The following is a 20,042-nucleotide window of genomic DNA, read 5'->3' as shown; positions in this document are numbered from 1 at the left end:
ATTCTACGCCGCAGGCACCAGCCGCCGCAATTCAGCCAATAAGTCGGCCGGCTGGTAGATGATGGCGTGCGCGCCGGCCTCGGTGAGCTCCGCGATCTCGTGATAGCCCCAGGCGACGCCGATGGCTGTGGCACCGGCTGAGCGGGCCATCTCCATGTCGAAGCTGGTATCGCCGATGACCACGGTCGCCGCGGCCTGCATGCCGGTCTCATGCATCGCGCGCAGCACCATCTCCGGGTCCGGCTTGCTGCGGCAAACGTCAGCGGTCTGCAGCGTGTGGAACCGATCGCGCAGTCCATGCACCGTCAGCGTGTGCTCCAACCCCCGCAGGTTCTTTCCCGTGGCGACGCCCAGGAAGATCTCCGGCGCGGCCAATGCTTCGATCAGCTCGCGGATGCCGGGGAACAACGGCTCCTCGGCGATGCCTTGTGCGTTGCCCATGCGCAGCTCGTGCACGATCTCGCGGTAGGTCGCCGCCAGCGCGCGATGCTTGACGTCGTCTCCCTCGGGCAGCAGGCGCGCGATCGCGATCTCCAGCGTCAGACCGACGATGCGTCGCACATCGCCGGCGGCCGGCGCCGGCAGGTCATAGCGTGCCCAGGCCGCCGCCATCGCCGCGACGATGTTGTGCTGGCTGTCGACCAGCGTGCCGTCGCAGTCGAACACGAACAGACGATGTGGGATGTCGCTGAGCATCACGTCACGTGTTTCGCTCGCCGAACGGGTCCTTCTCCGGCTTCGCGGCGAAGCCGAAGAAGGACCAGGTCTTGCGCATATGCTCCGGCAAGGGCGCGGTCACATCGATCCAGCCCTTGCCGGTCGGGTGCGGAATGCGCAGCCGCCGCGCGTGGAGATGGAGCTGCCGCGCCAGATTCTCTTTCGCGAGAAACGCAGCGGCACCCGCATATTTGCCATCGCCCAGGATCGGCGTCCCCAGCGCGACGCAATGGGCGCGCAGCTGGTGGGTCCGGCCCGTCACCGGCATCAGCGCCAGCCAGGCCGCCTTCTTGCCCGCGCGCTCGATGACCGCGAATTCGGTGACCGCACGCTTGCCTTCCTCATCGACATGCACGCGCTCGGCGCCCTTGCCGCCGGCCTTCTGCAGCGGCGCGTCGATGCGGCCGCCGCGCACCTCCGGCACGCCGACGACGACAGCCCAATAGACCTTGCGCGCATCCTTGTGACGGAAGGATTCGGTCAGACGCTGCGCCGCCTTGGCATTGCGCGCCAGTGCCAGCACACCGCTGGTGTCACGGTCGAGGCGGTGGACCAGGCGCGGCCGCTCCTTGGCATCGAACTGCAACGCATCCAGGAGGTCGTCGACGCTGGTGGAAAGACTGGTGCCGCCCTGCACCGCAAGCCCCGCTGGCTTGTCGATTACCAGCACGTCGTCGTCTTTGTAGAGCACGGCCTTCTGCAGCGTTTTCGCCCAGCGATCATCCGCCGCGCTGGCTCGACGCTGCTGCGGCTGCTTGGGCCTTTCGGTGGCCTCGCCCAGCGGCGGAACACGCACCACCTGCCCCGCTTCGATGCGGTCGGCGGCCTTGGCACGCTTGCCGTCGAGCCGGATCTGCCCCGTGCGCAGCAGCTTTTCCAGTCGGCCGTGGCCAAGCGCCGGGAAGTGCCGCTTGAACCAGCGGTCTAGCCGCTGGTCGGCATCCTCTTGTCTGACTTCGATTTGCTGCACGCCGCTCATGGGCGTGAGACAGCACGAACGGCGGGTGGAATCAAGCCGCGGCCCGGTTGCGGGGGAGCCATTCCAACAACTGGTCGGTCGGCATCAGATAGGCGCCGATCTGCGCCATCTCATCGAGCCCTGCGTCCGTCGCGCCCGAAATGGCGTCGGTGGCAAGGACAAGCCGGAAATCACGATTGGCGGCGGCGTAGACGGTGGAGCGTGGAGAAGCCGGGAAATCGGTGCCGCAAATGACGATGGTGGAAATATCGAGGGACTTCAAATGCTCTTCGACCGGGGTCTGGAAAAATGCCGAAAGTCGCGGCTTGTAGCAGATCCACTCTTTCGGGCCGATCTCCTGCAGCTTGCCGTCCAGAAGCAGATCGGGCTGCAAGCGCAGCCCGCATGTCGGTTTCAGATCGTCGATGAGTTCGGCGCCGAGGGTGCCCGGCATGACAATACGCTGGCCGGCTTCGATGAGCGCGCGGTGGCACAGATCGACGTTCGAGCCGTTGCAGCGATAGAGCCGTACCATATGAATGATGGGCGCGTGGTGTGCGCGGAAGGCTTCTACCAGGTGGCGCATCTGGGGTGCGGCCGCGCTACTTCCGCTCACTGTGGCCGGTGCACCTGGAAGAATGAAATCGCGTTGAGCATCGATGGTGAGCAACGCAGCCTTTTGGCGCTCCGGCGACAGATAGTCCTTCATCCCCGAACCCTGAATTGTGGTTTCCGTTTGCGACTGGCCCCATCCGCTTTGGTCCAGCCACAAGCGGCGACCCTAACGAGGGCATTGTAACGGGACAAGTCCAAACGGCGCATGCCACAGCCGCCAATTCTGCATTTCTCGCATGACGGAGAAGAAGCCGGATAGGCCCGAAAATCGGGCCCCAAATCAGTCCTGGGGCTCCCCGTGCCCCTTCTTCGCGCGCAGGCGGTCCCAGTATTCGATGCGCTTCAGGATGTCCCGCTCGAAGCCCCGCTCCACGGGCCTGTAGAAGCGCTGGCGGGCCATTCCCTCCGGGAAGTAGTTCTGGCCTGAGAAGCCTTCGGCCGTGTCGTGGTCGTACGCGTAGCCTTTACTATAACCCAGTTCCTTCATGAGCCGGGTCGGCGCATTCAAGATATGCTTCGGCGGCATCAGCGATCCGGTCTTGCGTGCGGCCTCATTGGCGCCGCTCAAAGCTTCGTAGGCGGCATTGGACTTGGGCGCCGTCCCTAGATAGATGACGCATTGCGCAATCGCTAGCTCACCCTCCGGCGAGCCCAGGCGATCATAGGCATCCCACGCCGCCAAAGCTTGCGTGAGCGCCTGCGGATCGGCCAAGCCCACATCCTCGACCGCGAAGCGCACCAGCCGGCGCGCGATATATTTCGGGTCTTCGCCGCCAACCAGCATGCGCGCCAGCCAATAGAGCGCGGCGTCCGTATCGGATCCACGCAGCGACTTGTGTAGCGCGGAGATGAGATTGTAGTGGCCTTCCTGCGCCTTGTCGTAGAGCGGCGCGCGCTTCTGCACGGCCTTGGCGAGGGCAGCAGGATCCAGGATCAAGTCAGGCGGCAGACGGAACAGTTCTTCTGCCATATTGAGCAGATAGCGCCCATCGCCATCCGCCATCGCGATGAGTGCAGTGCGCGCTTCGCCATTCAGGGGGAGCGCAAAACCCATCAATTCTTCGGCGCGCTTCAGCAATGTCTCGAGGTCGGTCTCGTGCAGCCGGTTGAGCACGAACACCTGGCAGCGCGACAGCAGCGCGGCATTCAGCTCGAACGATGGATTCTCCGTCGTCGCGCCGACCAGCACGATGGTGCCGTCCTCGACATGCGGCAGGAAGCCGTCCTGCTGGCTGCGGTTGAAGCGATGAATCTCGTCGATGAACAGCAACGTGCCGCGGCCCATCATGCGTCGCTGCTTCGCCGCGTCGAAGATCTTGCGCAGGTCCGCGACGCCGGAGAAGATCGCCGACAGCATCTCGAAATGCAGCTCGACCTTTTCCGCGATCAGCCGCGCGAGCGTGGTCTTTCCGCAGCCCGGCGGCCCCCACAGGATCATCGAGGAAATCTGCCCGGCCGCCACCATGCGCCCAATCGGCGCATTTGGCCCGATCAGGTGATCCTGCCCGACGATCTCCTCCAGGCGCTGCGGACGCAGGCGGTCGGCCAGTGGCCGCGGCGCTTGCGCTTCGAACAGGCCCGACATTCTCCTGGTTCTCCCTATCGCACCGTGACGGTCTTGACCTTGCCGTCGCGCTCGACCGTTAGCGCCCACTTGTCCTGCTCGGCCGACACCAGCTGGCGCAACTGCTTGACGTTTTGGATCTGCACGCCATTGATGCGCGCGATGATGTCACCCGGCCGGATGCCGAGGTTGCGCGCGAACGAACCGCGCTTCAGTCCTGTGACGACGACGCCTCTCCAACCGTTGACCGAAAGCTCCTCTCCGAGGGCGGGGGAGAGATTGGCAACGCGCGCGCCGGTCAGAGGATGATCTCCGTCCAGCACTGTTTCGTCCGGCTCCGGTTCGCGCGGCGCCGGCGTGAGCTGCACTGCCAACGCCATCGGCTTGCCCTTACGGACGACTGTCACCGTCGCCTCGTCGCCGATGCGCAACGTCGCGAGCCGGAACGCCATGCCCTGTGGGTCCAACACGTCGCGGCCGTTGATGGCCAGCAGCACGTCGCCCGGCTTGATGCCGGCCTCGTCCGCCGGCCCGCCGGGGAAGAGTTCCTTCACCACCACGCCGCCCGGCCGATCGAAGCCAAGGCTTTCCGCGATCTCGGCGCTCAAGGCCTCGCCGGTCACGCCGAGCCACGGCCGCACCAGCTTGCCGCCCTGGGCTTCCGCATCGACGACGGCGCGCACGATGTTGGAGGGAATGGCAAAGCCGATGCCGATCGATCCGCCGGTCTTGGAAAAGATCGCCGTGTTGATGCCGACCAGCTTGCCGTCCGTCGTCACCAACGCGCCCCCGGAATTGCCGGGATTGATCGCGGCGTCGGTCTGAATGAAGAAGCCGAAATCATTGATGCCGGTGCGCGTGCGAGCGAGGCCGGACACGATCCCGCTGGTGACTGTTTGTCCCACGCCGAACGGATTGCCGATCGCCAGCACCAGATCGCCGACCTCGAGGTCGTCGGAATCGCGGAAGGCCAGCGTCGGCAGCTTGGCGCCCTTGCTTTCCATGCGGAGCAGCGCCAGATCCATCTGCTCCTCCTGCGAGACCAGCTTGGCTTCGAACTCGCGGCCGTCATTGAGCACGACGCGAATCTCGTCCGCGCCGTCGATCACGTGGTTGTTGGTAACGACGAGGCCGTCCGCCTGCACGATCACGCCGGAGCCGAGCGCATTTTCAATGCGCTCGCGCGAGCGGCCAAAATTGAACTGGTCGCCGAAAAACTGCTTGAAGAACGGATCATCGAAGAACGGCGACAGCGCCTGCTGCCGCACGACCTTCTTGGTGTAGATGTTGACCACCGCTGGCGCCACCATCTTCACCACGGGCGCGAACGTCAGGTTGATTTGCTGGGTCGAAGTCGGAACGGCATCCTGCGCCATCGCCGGGGCGGCGATGAAGGCAGCTATAACGAGACCGATCCGCGCAATCCAAAACCGCATTCAGTCACTCCAGAGCATCATTCTCCTCCCCAAACTGGGGAGGGGATCACAGCGCGCTCTTCATATGCGGCAACCCGCCCTACAGCGGGAGGGAGAAGAACCGCTCTCATGGCAGCAACATGGTAGCAAAAAGGGCAGCCGACAAGGCTGCCCCTTTTTGCGTGGTCTATCCCACCGGGCCTTAAGCCGTAGCAGCCTCGCCCTCGGCCTCTTCCGCCTTCTGCTGGCTCGGGCCGGAATCCTGCCCCTTGGCAGCCGGATCTCGGTCGACGAACTCGATGATCGCCATCGAGGCCATGTCGCCATAGCGGAAGCCCGCCTTCAGCACGCGGGTGTAGCCGCCGGCGCGGGTCTTATATCGGTCGGCGAGCGTGGTCAGCAGCTTGTCCGCCAACTTCTCGTCCTTGATCGAGGCGAGGATCTGCCTGCGGGCTGAAAGCCCGCCCTTCTTGCCCAGCGTCACCAGCTTCTCGACGATCGGACGCAGATCCTTCGCCTTGGGAAGCGTGGTCTTGATCTGCTCGTGCTTCACCAGCGCAGCAGCCAGGTTGTTGAACATCGCCTTTCGGTGCGATGATGTGCGGTTCAGCTTGCGGCCGGCAACGGCGTGACGCATAGCGGCTCTCCTCTCCTCTTGGCTTCGCTCGCCCGATCATCAGGTCCGCGAAAAACCGGTTGCGATCCCTCGCCGCCGCAGCGCCCAATCTCAGCGACCGGGCACCATGAACGACAGGGTGGGCCACCATGGCCCGATGTTCAAACGCCTTGGCTTAGAACGGCTCGTCCAGCCGCTTCGCCAGCTCTTCGATATTCTCAGGCGGCCAGTTCGGAATCTCCATGCCGAGATGGAGGCCCATCTGGGCCAGCACTTCCTTGATCTCGTTCAGCGACTTGCGGCCGAAATTCGGCGTGCGCAGCATCTCCGCCTCGGTCTTCTGCACCAGATCGCCGATATAGACGATGTTGTCGTTCTTGAGGCAGTTGGCCGAGCGGACCGACAGCTCCAGCTCGTCCACCTTGCGCAGCAGGTTCTTGTTGAACGGCGGCTCAACCGTCTTCGCCTCTTCGCTCGCGGCAGACGGCTCTTCGAAGTTGATGAAGAGCTGCAGCTGCTCCTGCAGGATGCGCGAGGCGATGGCAAGCGAATCCTCCGGCGTCACCGCGCCGTTGGTCTCCAATTGCATCGACAGCTTGTCATAATCGGTCACCTGGCCGACGCGGCTGTTCTCGACCTTGTACGAAACCTTGCGCACCGGCGAGAAGATAGCATCGACCGGGATGAGGCCGATCGGCGCGTCTTCCGGACGGTTCTGCGAGGCCGCGACATAGCCCTTGCCGTTGTTGACCGTGAACTCGACATTGAGCGTCGCGCCCTGGTCGAGCGTGCACAGCACGAGGTCCGGATTGAGGATCTCGATGTCGTGGCCGGTCTCGATCTGGCCGGCCTTCACTTCGCCCGGGCCTTGGGCGCGCAGGCGCATGCGCTTCGGCCCGTCGCCGCCCATGCGCAGCGCGATCTGCTTGATGTTGAGGACGATGTCCGTCACGTCCTCGCGCACGCCCGGGATCGACGAGAACTCGTGCAGCACGCCGTCGATGTGGACGGCGGTCACGGCGGCACCCTGCAGCGACGACAGCAGGATGCGGCGCAGGGCGTTGCCCAACGTCAGACCGAAGCCGCGCTCCAGCGGCTCGGCCACCACGGTCGCGAAACGCTTCGCGTCGTGGCCGCCATCGATCTTCTTGTTGGCCTTAATCAGTTCGGTCCAGTTCTTCTGAATCACGGCTTTCGACTTTCATGCATCAGGGGCGAGCAGCCATTCAATCGCTCTCGCCCGGTTCAACCTCGATACTCAGGCACCGGCCAGCCGGTTACATTCATGCGCGGGGCGCGAGCCCGCTGGTGGCCGGATAAAGCTCCGGCCCCGTCGGGGCCGGGCAGCAAACCCAATCAGACGCGGCGCCGCTTGGGCGGACGGCATCCGTTGTGCGGGATCGGCGTCACGTCGCGGATCGACGTGATAGTGAAGCCGGCAGCCTGCAACGCGCGCAGCGCGGACTCGCGGCCGGCGCCGGGTCCCTTCACCTCGACCTCCAGGATCTTCACGCCGTGTTCGGAGGCCTTCTTGGCGGCCGCGTCGGCGGCAACCTGAGCGGCGTACGGCGTCGACTTGCGCGAGCCCTTGAAGCCCAGCGCACCGGCCGAGGACCAGGCGATGGTGTTGCCCTGGTCGTCGGTGATGGTGATCATCGTGTTGTTGAAGCTCGCGTTCACGTGCGCGACGCCGGAGCTGATGTTCTTGCGCTCGCGGCGCTTCACGCGACCCGCCGGGGCGCTCGCGCCCGATGCCGCTGCTGGTGCCTTCGCCATAATCCGTTCCGTTTCCTTGAGTGGGCCTTACGCCGTCTTCTTCTTGCCAGCGATCGCCTTGGCCGGACCCTTGCGGGTGCGCGCGTTGGTGTGCGTGCGCTGCCCGCGGACCGGCAAGCCCTTGCGGTGGCGCAGGCCCCGATAGCAGCCGAGATCCATCAGGCGCTTGATGTTCATCGCCGTTTCGCGCCGCAGGTCGCCTTCAACCGTGTAGTCCTGGTCGATGACTTCACGGATGCGAACCACCTCGGCGTCGGTCAGTTGCGACACGCGCCGCTCGACCGGAATACCGACCTTCGCGACGATTTCTTTGGCTTTGGCTTGGCCAATGCCGGTGATGTAGGTCAGGGCGATAATCACCCGCTTCTGCGTCGGAATGTTGACGCCCGCAATACGCGCCACGATGCTGCTCCTTAAAGCTAAGCTCTTGTTCGATCAGGGCAAAGCCAGTCGGCCCGGTCGCCCCCGGCGATCGAGAAGGCGCGCATTATATTGCGATTCGCCCCCTCGTCAATGGCGAAAGCCGAATTCATGCCAGCTCGGTTTCGCCTGAAAAATCAGCAGCTTAAGGCCGGATCCGAGAAAGCACTCTCTCGATCTCCTGGGTGACCGCATCGGGGTCGGCCATGCCGTCCACGCGCTGCAGCAGCCCTTTCTTCCGGTAGTACGGCAGGATCGGCGCGGTCTGTTCATGATAGGCCTTGAGCCGCGCCTTCACCGTCTCCGCATTGTCGTCCTTGCGGCGGGTGAACTCCGTGCTGCCGCACACATCGCACACGCCTTCCTTCTTCGGCCGCTGGAACTTGTCGTGGTAGCCGGCGCCGCACTTGGCGCAGGCGAAACGGCCGGAGATGCGCTCAACCAGCGCGTCCTCATCCACCGCCAGCTCGATCACCCCGTCGATCTTGCCACCCTTCCTGGTCAGCATCTCGTCGAGGGCGATCGCCTGCTTTTCCGTGCGCGGGAAACCATCCAGCACGAAGCCGGACTTGCAGTCCGGCGCGTCAATCCGCTTGTCGATGATGTTGATGACGATCTCGTCCGAGACCAGCTGGCCGGCCTCCATCACCCGCTTGGCCTCTTTGCCCAGTTCGCTGCCGGAAGCGACCTCCGCCCGCAGCATGTCGCCGGTCGAAAGCTGCACCAGCTTGTGCCGGTCATAAAGTCGCTTTGCCTGTGTCCCCTTGCCCGCCCCTGGCGGCCCCAACAGGATTAGCTTCACCCCCGACGTCCTTTCAGCCTGGCTTTCTTGATGAGACCTTCATACCGATGCGCCAACAGGTGCGAATGCACTTGCGACACGGTGTCCATCGTAACCGACACGACGATCAGGAGCGAGGTGCCGCCGAAATAGAACGGCACCGAGTATTGCGAGATCAGGATCTCGGGCAACACGCAGACGAAGGACAGATAGGCCGCGCCCAGGACCGTCAGCCGCGTCAGCACGTAATCCAGATATTCCGAGGTGTTCTTGCCCGGACGGATGCCCGGCAGGAAGCCGCCGTTCTTCTTCAGGTTCTCCGCCGTTTCGTCCGGATTGAAGACGATGGCCGTATAGAAGAACGCGAAGAATACGATCAGCGCCATATACATGCCGATATAGAGCGGCTGGCCGTGGCTGAACCAGCGGATCAGGGTCTGCACCCACTCCGGCAGGTTCGCCTGGTTGGAATAGAAGCTGGCGACTGTCAGCGGCAGCAGCAGGATCGACGATGCGAAGATCGGCGGGATAACGCCCGACATGTTGAGCTTCAGCGGCAGATGCGAGGATTCGCCGCCGAACATGCGATTGCCGACTTGGCGCTTAGGATACTGGACGATCAAGCGCCGCTGCGCGCGCTCGAAGAACACCACAAAGGTGATGACCGCGACCGCACCCACCGCGATGGCGAGGACCAGGATCGGGCTGATCGATCCGGCGCGCAATTGCTCGAAAACCTGGGCCAACGCGCTCGGCAGGCGCGCGACGATGCCCGCGAAGATGATGAGCGAGATGCCGTTGCCGATGCCGCGGGCGGTGATCTGCTCGCCCAGCCACATCAGGATCATCGTCCCGCAGGTCAGCGTCACGACCGTGGTGAAAATGAAAAAGACGCCTGGGTCGATCACGGCGCCGCCGCTCGGGCCTGACATATTCTGCAGGCCGTTAGCGATGCCGAGGGACTGGGCCAGGGCCAGCGCCAGGGTGCCGTAGCGGGTCCATTGGTTGATCTTGCGGCGGCCGCTCTCGCCCTCTTTCTTCCATTGCTCCAGCGTCGGCGAGACGGAGGTCAGGAGCTGCATAATAATTGAGGCGGAGATGTAGGGCATGATGCCAAGGGCGAACACGGTCATGCGGCTGATCGCGCCGCCGGCGAACATGTCCACCATGCCGAGCACACCGCCCGAATGCTGCTCGAAGATCGCCTGGAACGCGACCGGATCGATGCCCGGCAGCGGGATGTAGGTGCCGATCCGGGCCACGATCAGGATGCCGAGCGTGTACCAGATCCGCTGCTTGAGCTCGGTGGCCTTGGAAAGCGCGCCGAAATTGATACTGGAGGCCAGTTGTTCCGCGGCCGATGCCATATTGGGCAAACTCCTTTAATGCGGTCCGCAGTCTATATGGTATCTCCGGCCCGCCTACTCCAAGCCCAGGTAAACCTATGGGGTAACCGCTAGCGCGCGGCCCTTAGGCCTTGGCCTTCCCCTTGGTTTCTTCCTTCTTGGGCTTGGGCGCCGTCACGATAACAGAGCCGCCCAGCTTTTCGACCGCCGCGACCGCCGACTTGGAGGCACCCGCCACCTCGATGGTCACCTTGGTCTTGAGCTCGCCCTTGCCCAGCAGGCGCACGCCGTCCCGCACCCGGCTGACGAGGCCGGCGGCGACCAGATCGGCACCGCTCACAGTCTTGCTCACGTCGAGGCGCTTGGCTTCGATCGCCGCCTGCAGGCGGCCAAGATTCACTTCCACCAGATCGGCGCGGAAGATGTTGTTGAAGCCCTTCTTCGGCAGGCGCCGGAAGAGCGGCATCTGGCCGCCCTCGAACCCCTTGATGGCGACGCCACTGCGCGCGGTCTGGCCCTTGCCGCCGCGGCCGCCGGTCTTGCCCTTGCCCGAGCCGATGCCGCGGCCGATGCGAATGCGGCTCTTGCGGGCGCCCGGATTGTCGGAAAGCTGATTGAGTTTCATGATCTTATCCTCTCACGCCGCAGCTGCGGCATGGGTTCGTTACTTCGCTGGTTCGATCCGCACCAGATGACCGACCTTGCGCAGCATGCCGCGGATCGACGGCGTGTCGTCCACCTCGTTGCTGCGGTGCATCTTGTCGAGACCGAGACCCCTCAGGGTGTCGCGCTGGCCGGGTTTGCGGCCGATCGGGCTGCCGATCTGGGTGATCTTCAATTTGCCGGACATGTTCGCCTCATCCTACTCGCGCACCTCGGCGTCCGCGCCGCGCTTGCCGATAATCTCGCTGACCTTCTTGCCGCGGCGCGCTGCCACCGAACGGGGCGAGTTGCTGCGCGACAGGGCGTCGAACGCCGCCTTGATCATGTTGTGCGGGTTGGAGGTGCCGACGGACTTCGCCACCACGTCGTGGATGCCGAGCGCCTCGCAGATCGCGCGCACCGGGCCGCCGGCGATGATGCCGGTGCCCGCATCCGCAGCGCGCATCACCACATTACCGGCGCCATAGTGGCCGACCACGTCATGATGGAGGGTGCGGCCCTCCCGCAGCGGAACGCGGATCATCTGCCGCTTGGCGTGCTCGGTTGCCTTGCGGATGGCCTCGGGCACTTCGCGCGCCTTGCCGGATCCGTGACCGACGCGGCCCTTGCCGTCGCCGACCACCACGATCGCCGCGAAGCCGAAGCGCTTGCCGCCCTTCACCACCTTGGCGACGCGATTGATGCCGACCAGCTTCTCGATCAGCTCCGGTTCGGCCGAGCGCTCGCGCTCCCGATCCCGATCGCCGCGCCGTTCTCTTCTTTCTGCCTTTGCCATAAAGCTACATCCTTCCTGGATCGGCGCTTAGAACGCCAAGCCGCCTTCGCGGGCGGCGTCGGCCAGCGCCTTGATGCGGCCGTGATACTTGTAACCGCCGCGGTCGAACGCCACGGTTTTGACGCCCTTCGCAGTGGCCCGCGCGGCGATCAGCTTGCCGACTTCCTTCGCCGCATCGAGATTGGCGCCGGTCTTCAGCTTGCCTTTCAGCTCCTTGTCGAGCGTCGAGGCCGCGGCGAGAGTCGTGCCCTGCGCGTCGTCGATAATCTGCACATAGATGTGCATCGAGGAGCGGAACACCGACAGGCGCGGCCGGTCCGAGGCCTTCTGCCGGAGTGCCGCACGGACGCGATTCTGACGCCGCTCGAACAGCTTGTTTGCCTTAGCCATGGCCATTCCTTACTTCTTCTTGCCTTCCTTGCGCAGGATGGTCTCGGTGTCGTACTTGATGCCCTTGCCCTTGTACGGCTCCGGCGGACGCACGGCACGGATCTCGGCGGCCACCTGGCCGACCTTCTGCTTGTCGAAACCGCTGATCGTGATCGCGGTCGGCTTCTCGCACTTGATCGTGATGCCCTCCGGAATCGGATAGCTCACGTCGTGGCTGTAACCCATCTGGAGCTGCAGGTTCTTGCCCTGGACCGCAGCGCGATAGCCGACGCCGTTGATTTCCAGATTCTTGCTGTAGCCCTTGCTGACGCCCTCGACCATGTTGCGCAGATTGGCGCGGGTGGTGCCCCACAGGACGCGCGACGGAGTGGTGTCAGCCACCGGCTTCACCCAAACCTTGCCGTCCTCGACCGAGACATCGACTTCCTTGGTGATCGGCAGCTTCAGCGTGCCGAGCTTGCCCTTCACGGTCGCGACGCCGCCGGCGACGTCGACTGTGACGCCCTGCGGAATGGTGACCGGGTTCTTGCCTACGCGGGACATCTCGTTCCTCTTAGAACACGCGGCACAGCACTTCGCCGCCGACGTTCGCCGAACGCGCGTCGTTCTCCGACATCACGCCCCGCGGGGTCGACAGGATCGAAATACCAAGCCCGTTGTAGTAGCGCGGAAGGTCCGCGATCTTCGAATAGACCCGGCGGCCCGGCTTCGACACGCGATGAATCTCGCGGATCACCGGCGAGCCCTCGTGATACTTGAGCTCGATAGTAATCGCGCCGCCCGGATTGGTCTGATCGACGGTGTAGTGACGGATATAGCCTTCCCGCTTCAGCACCTCGAGCACGTTCGCGCGCAGCCTCGAAGCGGGCGTCGTGCAGCTGGACATGCCCGCCTTCTGGGCATTCCGGATGCGGGTCAGCATATCTCCCAACGGATCGCTCAATGGCATCGGTCCGATCCTCCTTACCAGCTTGCCTTGACCATGCCCGGGATCTGGCCGGTCGAGGCCAGTTCCCGCAGCGCGATGCGCGACAAGCGGAACTTGCGGTAGACCGAGCGCGAGCGGCCCGTCAGGTCACAGCGATGTTTGATGCGCACCTTCGACGAATTGCGCGGCATTTCAGCCAGCTTCAGACGGGCCGCGAAGCGGTCCTCCATCGCCAGGTTGTCATTGTCCGCGATCGCCTTCAGCTTCGCGCGCTTGGCGGCGTATTGCTTCGCCAGGCGCTCGCGCTTCTTGTTGCGTTCGATTGAGCTGGTCTTTGCCATCTCGTCCTCTCCTCTAAGGCTCAGGCCACGAAGGGCATCTGGAAGCCCTTCAGCAACGCCTTCGCCTCGGCGTCAGTCTTTGCAGTCGTGCAGATCACGATGTCCATGCCGCGAACCTTGTCGACCTTGTCGTAGTCGATCTCCGGGAACACCAGCTGCTCCTTGAGGCCCAGGGTATAGTTGCCGCGGCCGTCGAAGCTCTTGCCGCTGACGCCGCGGAAGTCGCGGACGCGCGGCAGCGCGATGTTGACCAGGCGATCGAGGAACTCGTACATCCGCTCGCGTCGCAGGGTGACCTTACAGCCGATATTCATGCCTTCGCGCAGCTTGAACGTGGCAATCGACTTGCGCGCCTTGGTGATCACCGGCTTCTGGCCGGCGATCGCGGCCAGTTCCGCCACCGCGGCATTGATCTTCTTGGAGTCGGAGGTCGCCTCGCCGACACCCATGTTGATCACGATCTTGTCCAGGCGCGGTGCCTCGAGCTGGTTCTGGTACTTGAACTCCTCGATCAGCGCGGGACGCACGACCTTTTCGTAGTGCTCTTTTAAACGGGCAGCCATCGGCCTCTCCCTCAATCCAAAGCTTCGCCGGAGCGGCGCGCGACGCGGATCTTGCGCTCGCCGTCCATCTTGTAGCCGACACGCGTGGGCCTGTCGGTCTTGGGGTCGATCAGCGCCACGTTCGAGGCGTGGATCGGGAGCTCCTTCCGGACGATGCCGCCTTCCTGCTGCATCGTCTGGCGCTGATGCCGCTGGGCCATGTTGATGCCCTGCACGATCACGCGGTTCTCCTCACGGAAGACCTTCAGGATCTCGCCCTGCTTGCCCTTGTCGCGACCGGTGATCACAACCACCTTGTCGCCCTTCTTCACTTTCAACTTCGTCGCCATGACCTGGTCCTTTCCCGTCTCGGCCTACAGCACTTCCGGCGCGAGCGAGATGATCTTCATGAACTTCTTGGCGCGCAGCTCGCGCGTCACGGGGCCGAAAATACGGGTCCCGATCGGCTCGCCCTGCTTGTTGATCAGCACGGCCGCGTTGCGGTCGAAACGGATCGACGTGCCGTCGGCGCGCCGGATCTCCTTCGCCGTGCGGACGATCACCGCCTGGTGAACGTCGCCCTTCTTCACCTTGCCGCGCGGGATCGCCTCCTTGATCGAGACGACGATGACGTCGCCTACGCTCGCGGTGCGGCGCTTCGAACCGCCCAGCACCTTGATGCACTGCACCCTGCGCGCGCCCGAATTATCGGCGACATCCAGGTTCGTCTGCATCTGGATCATGGCCGGACCCTTTCTTCTTCTTTAATGGCCGGCAGCAGCGTCTTCCGACACCACTTCCCAGCGCTTTCTCTTGGAAATCGGCGCGCACTCACGGATGAAAACCGTATCGCCGATCTTGTGAACATTGCCCTCGTCGTGCGCCGCATAGCGCTTTGAACGACGGATGAACTTCTTATAGACCGGGTGCATGACGCGACGCTCGACCGAGACGATCACGGTCTTGTCGTTCTTGTCGCTGACCACGGTGCCTTGCAACACTCGCCGAGGCATGTCTCGCTCCTAATCCCTTTCCTTCGCTCAGGCCTTCGCCTTCGCGGTCTTCTTGGCCGCCGCCTTCTTGGCCTTCGGCGTCTCGGTCTTCGGCTTCTTCGCCTTGGCTTCAGCCTTCGGCTTCGCCGCTTTCTTCACCTTGGCCTTGGCCTTCGCCTTCGGCGCCGGCTTGGCCTCGGCCGCCGGCTTCGAGGTGCCGGCCGCCGCGGCGGCTTTCTGGCCCAGGAAGGTCATGATGCGCGCGATGTCGCGCCGCACCGTGCGCACGCGCGCGGTGTTCTCAAGCTGGCCGTTGGCCTGCTGGAAACGCAGGTTGAAGGCCTCCTTCTTCAGGCTCGCGAGGTCAGTCTTCAGCTGATCCTCGGTCTTCATGCGCAGTTCTTCCGCACCCATCTTCAATTCTCCTGCGCCCTATTCATCGCCCAATCGGCCGACGACGCGCGTCTTGATCGGCAGCTTGGCGGCCGCCAGCGCGAACGCCTCGTGCGCCAGCGCCTTGGGAACGCCGTCCATCTCGAACATGATGCGGCCGGGATGCACGCGGCAGACCCAGTATTCCGGCGTGCCCTTGCCCGAGCCCATGCGCACTTCGGCCGGCTTGCGGCTGACGGGCACATCCGGGAAGATCCGGATCCACACCTTGCCGACGCGCTTCATGTGACGCGTGATGGCGCGGCGGGCGGCCTCGATCTGGCGCGCGGTGATGCGGGCCGGCTCCACCGCCTTCAGACCATAGGCGCCGAAGTTCAGCGTGGTGCCGCCCTTGGCATCGCCGTGGATGCGGCCCTTGTGCGCCTTGCGGAATTTGGTTCGCTTTGGCGAAAGCATGTTCCTTCGTCCTTATTCTTCGGCGATGCGCCTCAGCGCGCCGCCTGATGCTCCATGGCCCGCTTGTCGAGGGCCATCGGGTCGTGAGCCATGATCTCACCCTTGAACACCCAGACCTTCACGCCGCAGGTGCCGTAGGTCGTCTTGGCCGTCGATTCACCGAAATCGATCTCGGCGCGCAGCGTATGCAGCGGCACGCGGCCTTCGCGGTACCACTCCATGCGGGCGATTTCCGCCCCGCCCAACCGGCCGGAGCAGTTGATGCGGATGCCGAGGGCGCCGAGGCGCATCGCCGACTGGACCGCGCGCTTCATGGCGCGACGGAAGGCGACGCGACGCTCCAGCTGCTGCCCGATGTTGTCGGCGATCAGCTTGGCGTCGATCTCGGGCTTGCGGATCTCGACGATGTTGAGACTCACCTCCGAGCCGGTCATCTTGGCGAGGTCGGCGCGCAGCTTTTCGATGTCGGCTCCCTTCTTGCCAATGACGACGCCCGGGCGCGCGGTGTGGATCGTGACGCGCGCCTTCTTGGCCGGACGCTCGATCACGATCCGCGACACGCCGGCTTGTCCCAGACGCTCCGCCAGATACTTCTTAAGCTTCAGGTCCTCGTGCAGCAGGTTGGCGAAATCGCGACCCGCGAACCAGCGTGAATCCCAGGTGCGATTGATGCCGACGCGCAGGCCGATCGGATTGACCTTCTGTCCCATTACGCCTTCTCCTCCTGATCGGCACGTTCGCGCACGACCACGGTGATGTTGCTCCAGGTCTTGGTGACGCGCGCGCCGCGGCCGCGGGCACGGGCATGGAAGCGCTTCAGCTTCAGGCTGCGGCCCACATATGCCTCGGCCACCACCAAGCGGTCGACGTCGAGCGAATGGTTGTTCTCCGCATTCGCGATCGCCGCCTGCAGCACCTTCTTCACGTCGTTGGCGGCGCGGCGCTTCGAGAACGTCAGCGCCGACAGCGCCGGCTGCGCGCCGAGGCCGCGGATCATCTGCGCAACCAGGTTGACCTTGCGCGGACTGACCTGGATGACCGAAGCGCTGGCCATCGCTTCCGTGTTCTTGAGCGCGCGCGGCGTCTTTGCCTTGCTCATGGCTACTCCCTCCTCGCCTTGCGGTCGGCGGAATGGCCGGTGAACGTGCGCGTGGGCGCGAACTCGCCGAACTTGTGGCCGATCATGTTCTCGGTCACCAGCACGGGCAGGAACTTCTGGCCGTTATGCACGCCGAACGTCAGACCCACGAACTGCGGCAGGATCGTCGAGCGCCGCGACCAGGTCTTGATCACTTCATTGCGGCCCGAACCGCGCGAAGCTTCCGCCTTCTTCAGCAGATAGCCATCCACGAACGGACCTTTCCAAACCGAGCGAGCCATCGAGTGATCTCCTTACTTGCTCGCGTGACGGCGGCGCAGGATCTGGCCGTCCGTCTTCTTGTTACGACGAGTCTTCTTCCCCTTGGTCGAAATGCCCCAGGGCGTGACCCAGTGCATGCCGCCGTTGGTGCGGCCACCGTGCGGGTGATCGACCGGGTTCATGGCGATGCCGCGGGTCGACGGGCGGATGCCCAACCAGCGCGCGCGGCCAGCCTTGCCGAGCGTGGTGTTCTGGTTGTCCGGATTGCTGACGGCGCCGATTGTCGCCATGCAGTCCGCCTGCACCATGCGCACTTCGCCCGAGGACATGCGCAGCAGCGCCTTGCCCTGGTCGCGGCCCACGAGCTGGACGAAGGCGCCGGCGGCGCGGGCCATCTGGCCGCCCTTGCCGGGCTTCAGCTCGACATTGTGCACGATCGTGCCGACCGGGATGCTCTTCAGAGGCATCGCGTTGCCCGGCTTCACGTCCACACGCTCGCCGGAGACGACCACGTCGCCCGCCTTCAAACGCTGCGGCGCCAGGATGTAGCTGAGCTCGCCATCCTCGTACTTCACCAGCGCGATGAAGGCCGTGCGGTTGGGATCGTATTCCAGGCGCTCGACCGTCGCCGCCACGTCGAACTTGCGGCGCTTGAAGTCGATCAGGCGATAGCGGCGCTTGTGACCGCCGCCCTTCCGGAAGGCGGTCAGCCGGCCGTAGTTGTTGCGGCCGCCGCTCTTCTTCAGGCCCTCGGTCAGCTCCTTGACCGGCTTGCCCTTGTGCAGGTCCGACCGGTCCACGATGATGACGTGGCGGATGCCCGCGGAGGTCGGCTTAAAAGTCTTCAAAGCCATCGCTTACACTCCCGTCGTGACGTCGATGGTCTGGCCCTGGGCCAGAGTCACGACTGCCTTCTTGGTGTCATTGCGCTTGCCGATAAAGCCGCGGAAACGCTTGACTTTGCCTTGGCTGCGCAGGGTATTCACCGCGGTCACCTTCACCTTGAACACGCCCTCGACCGCCGCCTTGATCTCCGGCTTGGTCGCATCGAGCGGAACCCGGAACGTGACCTGGTTGTACTGGGAGCCCATCGTGCTCTTCTCGGTCACCACCGGCCGGCGGATGATGTCGTACATCTCCGCTTGGCTCAGGTTGACGACCGGCTTCTTCATCGGACGCGCGCGGCTCATTTCAGTCGCTCCACCAGATGCTCCATCGCGCCCTTGGTCAGGACCAGGGTGTCGCGGCGGAGGATGTCATACACATTGGCGCCCTGCTGCGGCAGCACATCCACGTTCGGGATGTTGCGCGCGGCCCTGGCGAACTGCTCATTCACCTCGGGGCCGTCGATCACCAGGACGGAGTTCCAGCCCAGCTTCTTGAACTGGCCGACCAGCTCCTTGGTCTTGCCGTTGGCCTTGGTCTCGCCCCAAACGATGAGCTTGCCGTCCTTGTGCTTGGCCGAGAGCGCGTGCTTCAGCGCCAGCTTACGCACCTTCTTCGGCAGGTCGTGCGCGTGGCTGCGCACGACGGGACCGAAGATGGTCGCACCGCCGCGGAACTGCGGCGAGCGCAGCGAACCCTGGCGGGCGTTGCCCGTGCCCTTCTGGCTGTACGGCTTCTTGGTCGTGCCGGAGATCTCGCCGATCTCCTTGGTCTTGTGCGTGCCGGCCCGGCGCTTCGCGAGCTGCCAGTTGACGGCGCGCGCCAGGATGTCCTTGCGCACGGTGCGGCCGAAAATGTCGGCGAACACGGCGTCGTCGATCTCGACCTCGCCGACCGCCTTGTTGCTGATGTCCGTGACCTTCAGTTTCATGACTGCTCGTCCTTGTCCTTAGGCCGCCGCTTCAGCCTTGGCCTTGAGCGCCGCCGGGAACGGCAGGCCCTTCGGCGCTTGGCGCTTCACCGCATCGCTGATCAGCACATAGCCGCCGTCGTGACCCGGCACCGCGCCCTTGATCAAGATCAGGCCCTCGGCCTCGTCGGTCGAAACGACAGCCAGGTTCTGCGTCGTCACGCGCTCGACACCCAGGTGACCGGCCATCTTCTTGCCGGGGAAGGTGCGGCCGGGATCCTGGCGGTTGCCGGTCGAACCGTGGCTGCGATGCGAGATCGAGACGCCGTGGGTTGCGCGCAAGCCACGGAAATTCCAACGCTTCATGGAGCCGGCAAAGCCCTTGCCGATGGTGGTGCCCACGACGTCGACGAACTGGCCGGGCACGAAGTGCGTGACCGACAGCTCGGCGCCGACCTCGAGCAGCGCGTCCTTCGACACGCGGAACTCCGCCACCTTGGCCTTTGGCTCGACCTTCGACTTCGCGAAGCGGCCGCGCTCGGCTTTGGAGACGTTCTTCACCTTCGCCTTGCCGACTCCGAGCTGCACGGCGTTGTAGCCATGCTTGTCCTCGGTGCGAACATCGACGACTTGGCAGGTGTCGACCTTCAGCACGGTGACGGGCACGTGGCTGCCGTCCTCCGCGAAGATCCTGGTCATGCCCATCTTCTGGGCGATCAATCCGGTACGCATCGAAGCCGCCCCTTAGTTCTTCAGTTTGATCTCGACATCGACGCCCGCGGCGAGGTCGAGCTTCATCAGCGCGTCCACGGTCTGCGGTGTCGGGTCGACGATGTCCAGCAGGCGCTTGTGGGTGCGGATCTCGAACTGCTCGCGGCTCTTCTTGTCGACGTGCGGCGAGCGATTCACGGTGAACCGCTCGATCCGGGTCGGCAGCGGAATCGGGCCGCGGACCTGAGCGCCGGTGCGTTTCGCCGTCGTCACGATCTCGTTGGTCGACTGATCGAGGACGCGATGGTCGAACGCCTTCAGTCGGATGCGGATATTTTGGTTATCCATTGTTCAGATCCTTCGGCCCTAGGCCCTTTACTCTATGATGCTGGCGACGACGCCGGCGCCGACGGTTCGGCCGCCTTCGCGGATCGCGAAGCGCAGGCCCTCGTCCATCGCGATCGGCGCGATCAGGTGCACTTCCATCG

Annotated in this window: 32 protein-coding genes and 1 pseudogene; all 33 read right to left on the bottom strand. The window is 64.3% G+C overall.

Going from position 1 to position 20,042, the window contains the following annotated elements:
• Positions 1 to 3: 3 nt before the first annotated feature.
• On the bottom strand, positions 4 to 696 hold the full coding sequence (locus DTX69_RS12145; protein WP_119301815.1) for an HAD-IA family hydrolase: 693 nt from the start codon (positions 694 to 696) through the stop codon (positions 4 to 6).
• 4 nt (positions 697 to 700) lie between these two features.
• Positions 701 to 1,696, bottom strand: a complete 996-nt coding sequence (locus DTX69_RS12140) for an RluA family pseudouridine synthase (protein WP_119301814.1) — start codon at positions 1,694 to 1,696, stop codon at positions 701 to 703.
• A gap of 31 nt (positions 1,697 to 1,727) precedes the next feature.
• Positions 1,728 to 2,384: a cysteine hydrolase family protein gene (locus DTX69_RS12135; protein ID WP_119301813.1), complete on the bottom strand. Its 657-nt coding sequence runs from the start codon at positions 2,382 to 2,384 to the stop codon at positions 1,728 to 1,730.
• Positions 2,385 to 2,570: 186 nt separating this feature from the next.
• Positions 2,571 to 3,875: a replication-associated recombination protein A gene (locus tag DTX69_RS12130; RefSeq protein WP_119301812.1), complete on the bottom strand. Its 1,305-nt coding sequence runs from the start codon at positions 3,873 to 3,875 to the stop codon at positions 2,571 to 2,573.
• A gap of 14 nt (positions 3,876 to 3,889) precedes the next feature.
• Entirely contained in the window at positions 3,890 to 5,290 is a 1,401-nt protein-coding gene (locus DTX69_RS12125) for a DegQ family serine endoprotease (RefSeq protein WP_119301811.1), read from the bottom strand.
• Positions 5,291 to 5,471: 181 nt separating this feature from the next.
• Positions 5,472 to 5,906, bottom strand: a complete 435-nt coding sequence (gene rplQ / locus DTX69_RS12120; protein ID WP_119301810.1) for a 50S ribosomal protein L17 — start codon at positions 5,904 to 5,906, stop codon at positions 5,472 to 5,474.
• 154 nt (positions 5,907 to 6,060) lie between these two features.
• The gene (locus tag DTX69_RS12115) at positions 6,061 to 7,074 is read right to left on the bottom strand and encodes a DNA-directed RNA polymerase subunit alpha (RefSeq protein WP_119301809.1); all 1,014 of its coding nucleotides are present in this window, start codon (positions 7,072 to 7,074) and stop codon (positions 6,061 to 6,063) included.
• Positions 7,075 to 7,241: 167 nt separating this feature from the next.
• Positions 7,242 to 7,661 carry a 30S ribosomal protein S11 gene (gene rpsK / locus DTX69_RS12110; protein ID WP_119301808.1) on the bottom strand — a complete coding sequence of 140 codons (420 nt, stop codon included), beginning with the start codon at positions 7,659 to 7,661 and terminating at the stop codon, positions 7,242 to 7,244.
• Between the two features lie 27 nt (positions 7,662 to 7,688).
• Positions 7,689 to 8,063: a 30S ribosomal protein S13 gene (gene rpsM, locus DTX69_RS12105; protein WP_119301807.1), complete on the bottom strand. Its 375-nt coding sequence runs from the start codon at positions 8,061 to 8,063 to the stop codon at positions 7,689 to 7,691.
• A 163-nt stretch (positions 8,064 to 8,226) separates the two neighbouring features.
• Positions 8,227 to 8,883, bottom strand: a complete 657-nt coding sequence (locus DTX69_RS12100) for an adenylate kinase (RefSeq protein ID WP_119301806.1) — start codon at positions 8,881 to 8,883, stop codon at positions 8,227 to 8,229.
• Entirely contained in the window at positions 8,880 to 10,229 is a 1,350-nt protein-coding gene (gene secY, locus DTX69_RS12095) for a preprotein translocase subunit SecY (protein WP_119301805.1), read from the bottom strand. The genes DTX69_RS12100 and secY overlap by 4 nt, the downstream gene beginning before the upstream one ends.
• Before the next feature lie 103 nt (positions 10,230 to 10,332).
• On the bottom strand, positions 10,333 to 10,833 hold the full coding sequence (gene rplO, locus DTX69_RS12090; protein ID WP_119301804.1) for a 50S ribosomal protein L15: 501 nt from the start codon (positions 10,831 to 10,833) through the stop codon (positions 10,333 to 10,335).
• A 39-nt stretch (positions 10,834 to 10,872) separates the two neighbouring features.
• On the bottom strand, positions 10,873 to 11,058 hold the full coding sequence (gene rpmD, locus DTX69_RS12085; RefSeq protein ID WP_119301803.1) for a 50S ribosomal protein L30: 186 nt from the start codon (positions 11,056 to 11,058) through the stop codon (positions 10,873 to 10,875).
• A 12-nt stretch (positions 11,059 to 11,070) separates the two neighbouring features.
• Entirely contained in the window at positions 11,071 to 11,646 is a 576-nt protein-coding gene (gene rpsE, locus DTX69_RS12080) for a 30S ribosomal protein S5 (RefSeq protein ID WP_119301802.1), read from the bottom strand.
• Positions 11,647 to 11,673: 27 nt separating this feature from the next.
• On the bottom strand, positions 11,674 to 12,036 hold the full coding sequence (gene rplR / locus DTX69_RS12075; RefSeq protein ID WP_119302067.1) for a 50S ribosomal protein L18: 363 nt from the start codon (positions 12,034 to 12,036) through the stop codon (positions 11,674 to 11,676).
• Between the two features lie 9 nt (positions 12,037 to 12,045).
• The gene (gene rplF, locus DTX69_RS12070) at positions 12,046 to 12,579 is read right to left on the bottom strand and encodes a 50S ribosomal protein L6 (RefSeq protein ID WP_119301801.1); all 534 of its coding nucleotides are present in this window, start codon (positions 12,577 to 12,579) and stop codon (positions 12,046 to 12,048) included.
• Positions 12,580 to 12,589: 10 nt separating this feature from the next.
• Complete coding sequence (gene rpsH, locus DTX69_RS12065) at positions 12,590 to 12,985, bottom strand: 30S ribosomal protein S8 (protein ID WP_119301800.1); 396 nt, start codon at positions 12,983 to 12,985, stop codon at positions 12,590 to 12,592.
• Positions 12,986 to 12,999: 14 nt separating this feature from the next.
• Positions 13,000 to 13,305 carry a 30S ribosomal protein S14 gene (gene rpsN, locus DTX69_RS12060; RefSeq protein WP_119301799.1) on the bottom strand — a complete coding sequence of 102 codons (306 nt, stop codon included), beginning with the start codon at positions 13,303 to 13,305 and terminating at the stop codon, positions 13,000 to 13,002.
• Positions 13,306 to 13,325: 20 nt separating this feature from the next.
• Entirely contained in the window at positions 13,326 to 13,868 is a 543-nt protein-coding gene (gene rplE / locus DTX69_RS12055; protein WP_119301798.1) for a 50S ribosomal protein L5, read from the bottom strand.
• 11 nt (positions 13,869 to 13,879) lie between these two features.
• A complete protein-coding gene (gene rplX, locus DTX69_RS12050; RefSeq protein WP_119301797.1) occupies positions 13,880 to 14,197 on the bottom strand; it encodes a 50S ribosomal protein L24 in 318 nt (105 codons plus the stop codon).
• Between the two features lie 24 nt (positions 14,198 to 14,221).
• Positions 14,222 to 14,590 (bottom strand): 50S ribosomal protein L14, encoded by a 369-nt coding sequence (rplN, locus tag DTX69_RS12045; protein WP_119277822.1) that lies wholly within the window; start codon positions 14,588 to 14,590, stop codon positions 14,222 to 14,224.
• Positions 14,591 to 14,611: 21 nt separating this feature from the next.
• Entirely contained in the window at positions 14,612 to 14,860 is a 249-nt protein-coding gene (gene rpsQ / locus DTX69_RS12040) for a 30S ribosomal protein S17 (RefSeq protein ID WP_119301796.1), read from the bottom strand.
• A gap of 204 nt (positions 14,861 to 15,064) precedes the next feature.
• Positions 15,065 to 15,253 (bottom strand): annotated as a pseudogene (gene rpmC, locus DTX69_RS12035) (50S ribosomal protein L29); the annotation flags it as partial.
• A gap of 18 nt (positions 15,254 to 15,271) precedes the next feature.
• Complete coding sequence (rplP, locus tag DTX69_RS12030) at positions 15,272 to 15,688, bottom strand: 50S ribosomal protein L16 (RefSeq protein ID WP_119301795.1); 417 nt, start codon at positions 15,686 to 15,688, stop codon at positions 15,272 to 15,274.
• Positions 15,689 to 15,720: 32 nt separating this feature from the next.
• Entirely contained in the window at positions 15,721 to 16,398 is a 678-nt protein-coding gene (gene rpsC / locus DTX69_RS12025; RefSeq protein ID WP_119301794.1) for a 30S ribosomal protein S3, read from the bottom strand.
• On the bottom strand, positions 16,398 to 16,787 hold the full coding sequence (gene rplV / locus DTX69_RS12020) for a 50S ribosomal protein L22 (RefSeq protein WP_119301793.1): 390 nt from the start codon (positions 16,785 to 16,787) through the stop codon (positions 16,398 to 16,400). Before rplV ends, rpsC begins: the two co-directional genes overlap by 1 nt.
• Before the next feature lie 2 nt (positions 16,788 to 16,789).
• The gene (gene rpsS / locus DTX69_RS12015; protein WP_119301792.1) at positions 16,790 to 17,068 is read right to left on the bottom strand and encodes a 30S ribosomal protein S19; all 279 of its coding nucleotides are present in this window, start codon (positions 17,066 to 17,068) and stop codon (positions 16,790 to 16,792) included.
• Between the two features lie 12 nt (positions 17,069 to 17,080).
• On the bottom strand, positions 17,081 to 17,902 hold the full coding sequence (gene rplB / locus DTX69_RS12010; RefSeq protein WP_119301791.1) for a 50S ribosomal protein L2: 822 nt from the start codon (positions 17,900 to 17,902) through the stop codon (positions 17,081 to 17,083).
• 3 nt (positions 17,903 to 17,905) lie between these two features.
• On the bottom strand, positions 17,906 to 18,220 hold the full coding sequence (locus tag DTX69_RS12005) for a 50S ribosomal protein L23 (RefSeq protein WP_119302066.1): 315 nt from the start codon (positions 18,218 to 18,220) through the stop codon (positions 17,906 to 17,908).
• Between the two features lie 14 nt (positions 18,221 to 18,234).
• Complete coding sequence (gene rplD, locus DTX69_RS12000) at positions 18,235 to 18,864, bottom strand: 50S ribosomal protein L4 (RefSeq protein ID WP_119301790.1); 630 nt, start codon at positions 18,862 to 18,864, stop codon at positions 18,235 to 18,237.
• 18 nt (positions 18,865 to 18,882) lie between these two features.
• A complete protein-coding gene (rplC, locus tag DTX69_RS11995; RefSeq protein WP_119301789.1) occupies positions 18,883 to 19,575 on the bottom strand; it encodes a 50S ribosomal protein L3 in 693 nt (230 codons plus the stop codon).
• Between the two features lie 12 nt (positions 19,576 to 19,587).
• Complete coding sequence (gene rpsJ, locus DTX69_RS11990; protein WP_119277802.1) at positions 19,588 to 19,902, bottom strand: 30S ribosomal protein S10; 315 nt, start codon at positions 19,900 to 19,902, stop codon at positions 19,588 to 19,590.
• Positions 19,903 to 19,929: 27 nt separating this feature from the next.
• Positions 19,930 to 20,042: EF-Tu C-terminal domain-related protein (locus tag DTX69_RS11985; protein ID WP_284735752.1), on the bottom strand; the 113-nt coding region annotated here is incomplete at its 5' end.

Origin of the sequence: Dongia deserti, assembly GCF_003574735.1 — a bacterium.
GTDB classification, from domain to species: Bacteria; Pseudomonadota; Alphaproteobacteria; order Dongiales; family Dongiaceae; genus Dongia_A; species Dongia_A deserti.
Note: the sequence above shows the minus strand (reverse complement) of the source record. Positions and strands in the feature narration are given on the sequence as shown.

Coding starts and splice junctions, on each gene's coding strand:
- DTX69_RS12145 (WP_119301815.1), bottom strand. CDS start 696: ATGCTCAGCGACATCCCACATCGTCTGTTCGTGTTCGACTGCGACGGC.
- DTX69_RS12140 (WP_119301814.1), bottom strand. CDS start 1,696: ATGAGCGGCGTGCAGCAAATCGAAGTCAGACAAGAGGATGCCGACCAG.
- DTX69_RS12135 (WP_119301813.1), bottom strand. CDS start 2,384: ATGAAGGACTATCTGTCGCCGGAGCGCCAAAAGGCTGCGTTGCTCACC.
- DTX69_RS12130 (WP_119301812.1), bottom strand. CDS start 3,875: ATGTCGGGCCTGTTCGAAGCGCAAGCGCCGCGGCCACTGGCCGACCGC.
- DTX69_RS12125 (WP_119301811.1), bottom strand. CDS start 5,290: ATGCGGTTTTGGATTGCGCGGATCGGTCTCGTTATAGCTGCCTTCATC.
- rplQ (WP_119301810.1), bottom strand. CDS start 5,906: ATGCGTCACGCCGTTGCCGGCCGCAAGCTGAACCGCACATCATCGCAC.
- rpsK (WP_119301808.1), bottom strand. CDS start 7,661: ATGGCGAAGGCACCAGCAGCGGCATCGGGCGCGAGCGCCCCGGCGGGT.
- secY (WP_119301805.1), bottom strand. CDS start 10,229: ATGGCATCGGCCGCGGAACAACTGGCCTCCAGTATCAATTTCGGCGCG.
- rplO (WP_119301804.1), bottom strand. CDS start 10,833: ATGAAACTCAATCAGCTTTCCGACAATCCGGGCGCCCGCAAGAGCCGC.
- rpmD (WP_119301803.1), bottom strand. CDS start 11,058: ATGTCCGGCAAATTGAAGATCACCCAGATCGGCAGCCCGATCGGCCGC.
- rpsE (WP_119301802.1), bottom strand. CDS start 11,646: ATGGCAAAGGCAGAAAGAAGAGAACGGCGCGGCGATCGGGATCGGGAG.
- rplR (WP_119302067.1), bottom strand. CDS start 12,036: ATGGCTAAGGCAAACAAGCTGTTCGAGCGGCGTCAGAATCGCGTCCGT.
- rplF (WP_119301801.1), bottom strand. CDS start 12,579: ATGTCCCGCGTAGGCAAGAACCCGGTCACCATTCCGCAGGGCGTCACA.
- rpsH (WP_119301800.1), bottom strand. CDS start 12,985: ATGCCATTGAGCGATCCGTTGGGAGATATGCTGACCCGCATCCGGAAT.
- rpsN (WP_119301799.1), bottom strand. CDS start 13,305: ATGGCAAAGACCAGCTCAATCGAACGCAACAAGAAGCGCGAGCGCCTG.
- rplE (WP_119301798.1), bottom strand. CDS start 13,868: ATGGCTGCCCGTTTAAAAGAGCACTACGAAAAGGTCGTGCGTCCCGCG.
- rplX (WP_119301797.1), bottom strand. CDS start 14,197: ATGGCGACGAAGTTGAAAGTGAAGAAGGGCGACAAGGTGGTTGTGATC.
- rplN (WP_119277822.1), bottom strand. CDS start 14,590: ATGATCCAGATGCAGACGAACCTGGATGTCGCCGATAATTCGGGCGCG.
- rpsQ (WP_119301796.1), bottom strand. CDS start 14,860: ATGCCTCGGCGAGTGTTGCAAGGCACCGTGGTCAGCGACAAGAACGAC.
- rplP (WP_119301795.1), bottom strand. CDS start 15,688: ATGCTTTCGCCAAAGCGAACCAAATTCCGCAAGGCGCACAAGGGCCGC.
- rpsC (WP_119301794.1), bottom strand. CDS start 16,398: ATGGGACAGAAGGTCAATCCGATCGGCCTGCGCGTCGGCATCAATCGC.
- rplV (WP_119301793.1), bottom strand. CDS start 16,787: ATGAGCAAGGCAAAGACGCCGCGCGCGCTCAAGAACACGGAAGCGATG.
- rpsS (WP_119301792.1), bottom strand. CDS start 17,068: ATGGCTCGCTCGGTTTGGAAAGGTCCGTTCGTGGATGGCTATCTGCTG.
- rplB (WP_119301791.1), bottom strand. CDS start 17,902: ATGGCTTTGAAGACTTTTAAGCCGACCTCCGCGGGCATCCGCCACGTC.
- DTX69_RS12005 (WP_119302066.1), bottom strand. CDS start 18,220: ATGAAGAAGCCGGTCGTCAACCTGAGCCAAGCGGAGATGTACGACATC.
- rplD (WP_119301790.1), bottom strand. CDS start 18,864: ATGAAACTGAAGGTCACGGACATCAGCAACAAGGCGGTCGGCGAGGTC.
- rplC (WP_119301789.1), bottom strand. CDS start 19,575: ATGCGTACCGGATTGATCGCCCAGAAGATGGGCATGACCAGGATCTTC.
- rpsJ (WP_119277802.1), bottom strand. CDS start 19,902: ATGGATAACCAAAATATCCGCATCCGACTGAAGGCGTTCGACCATCGC.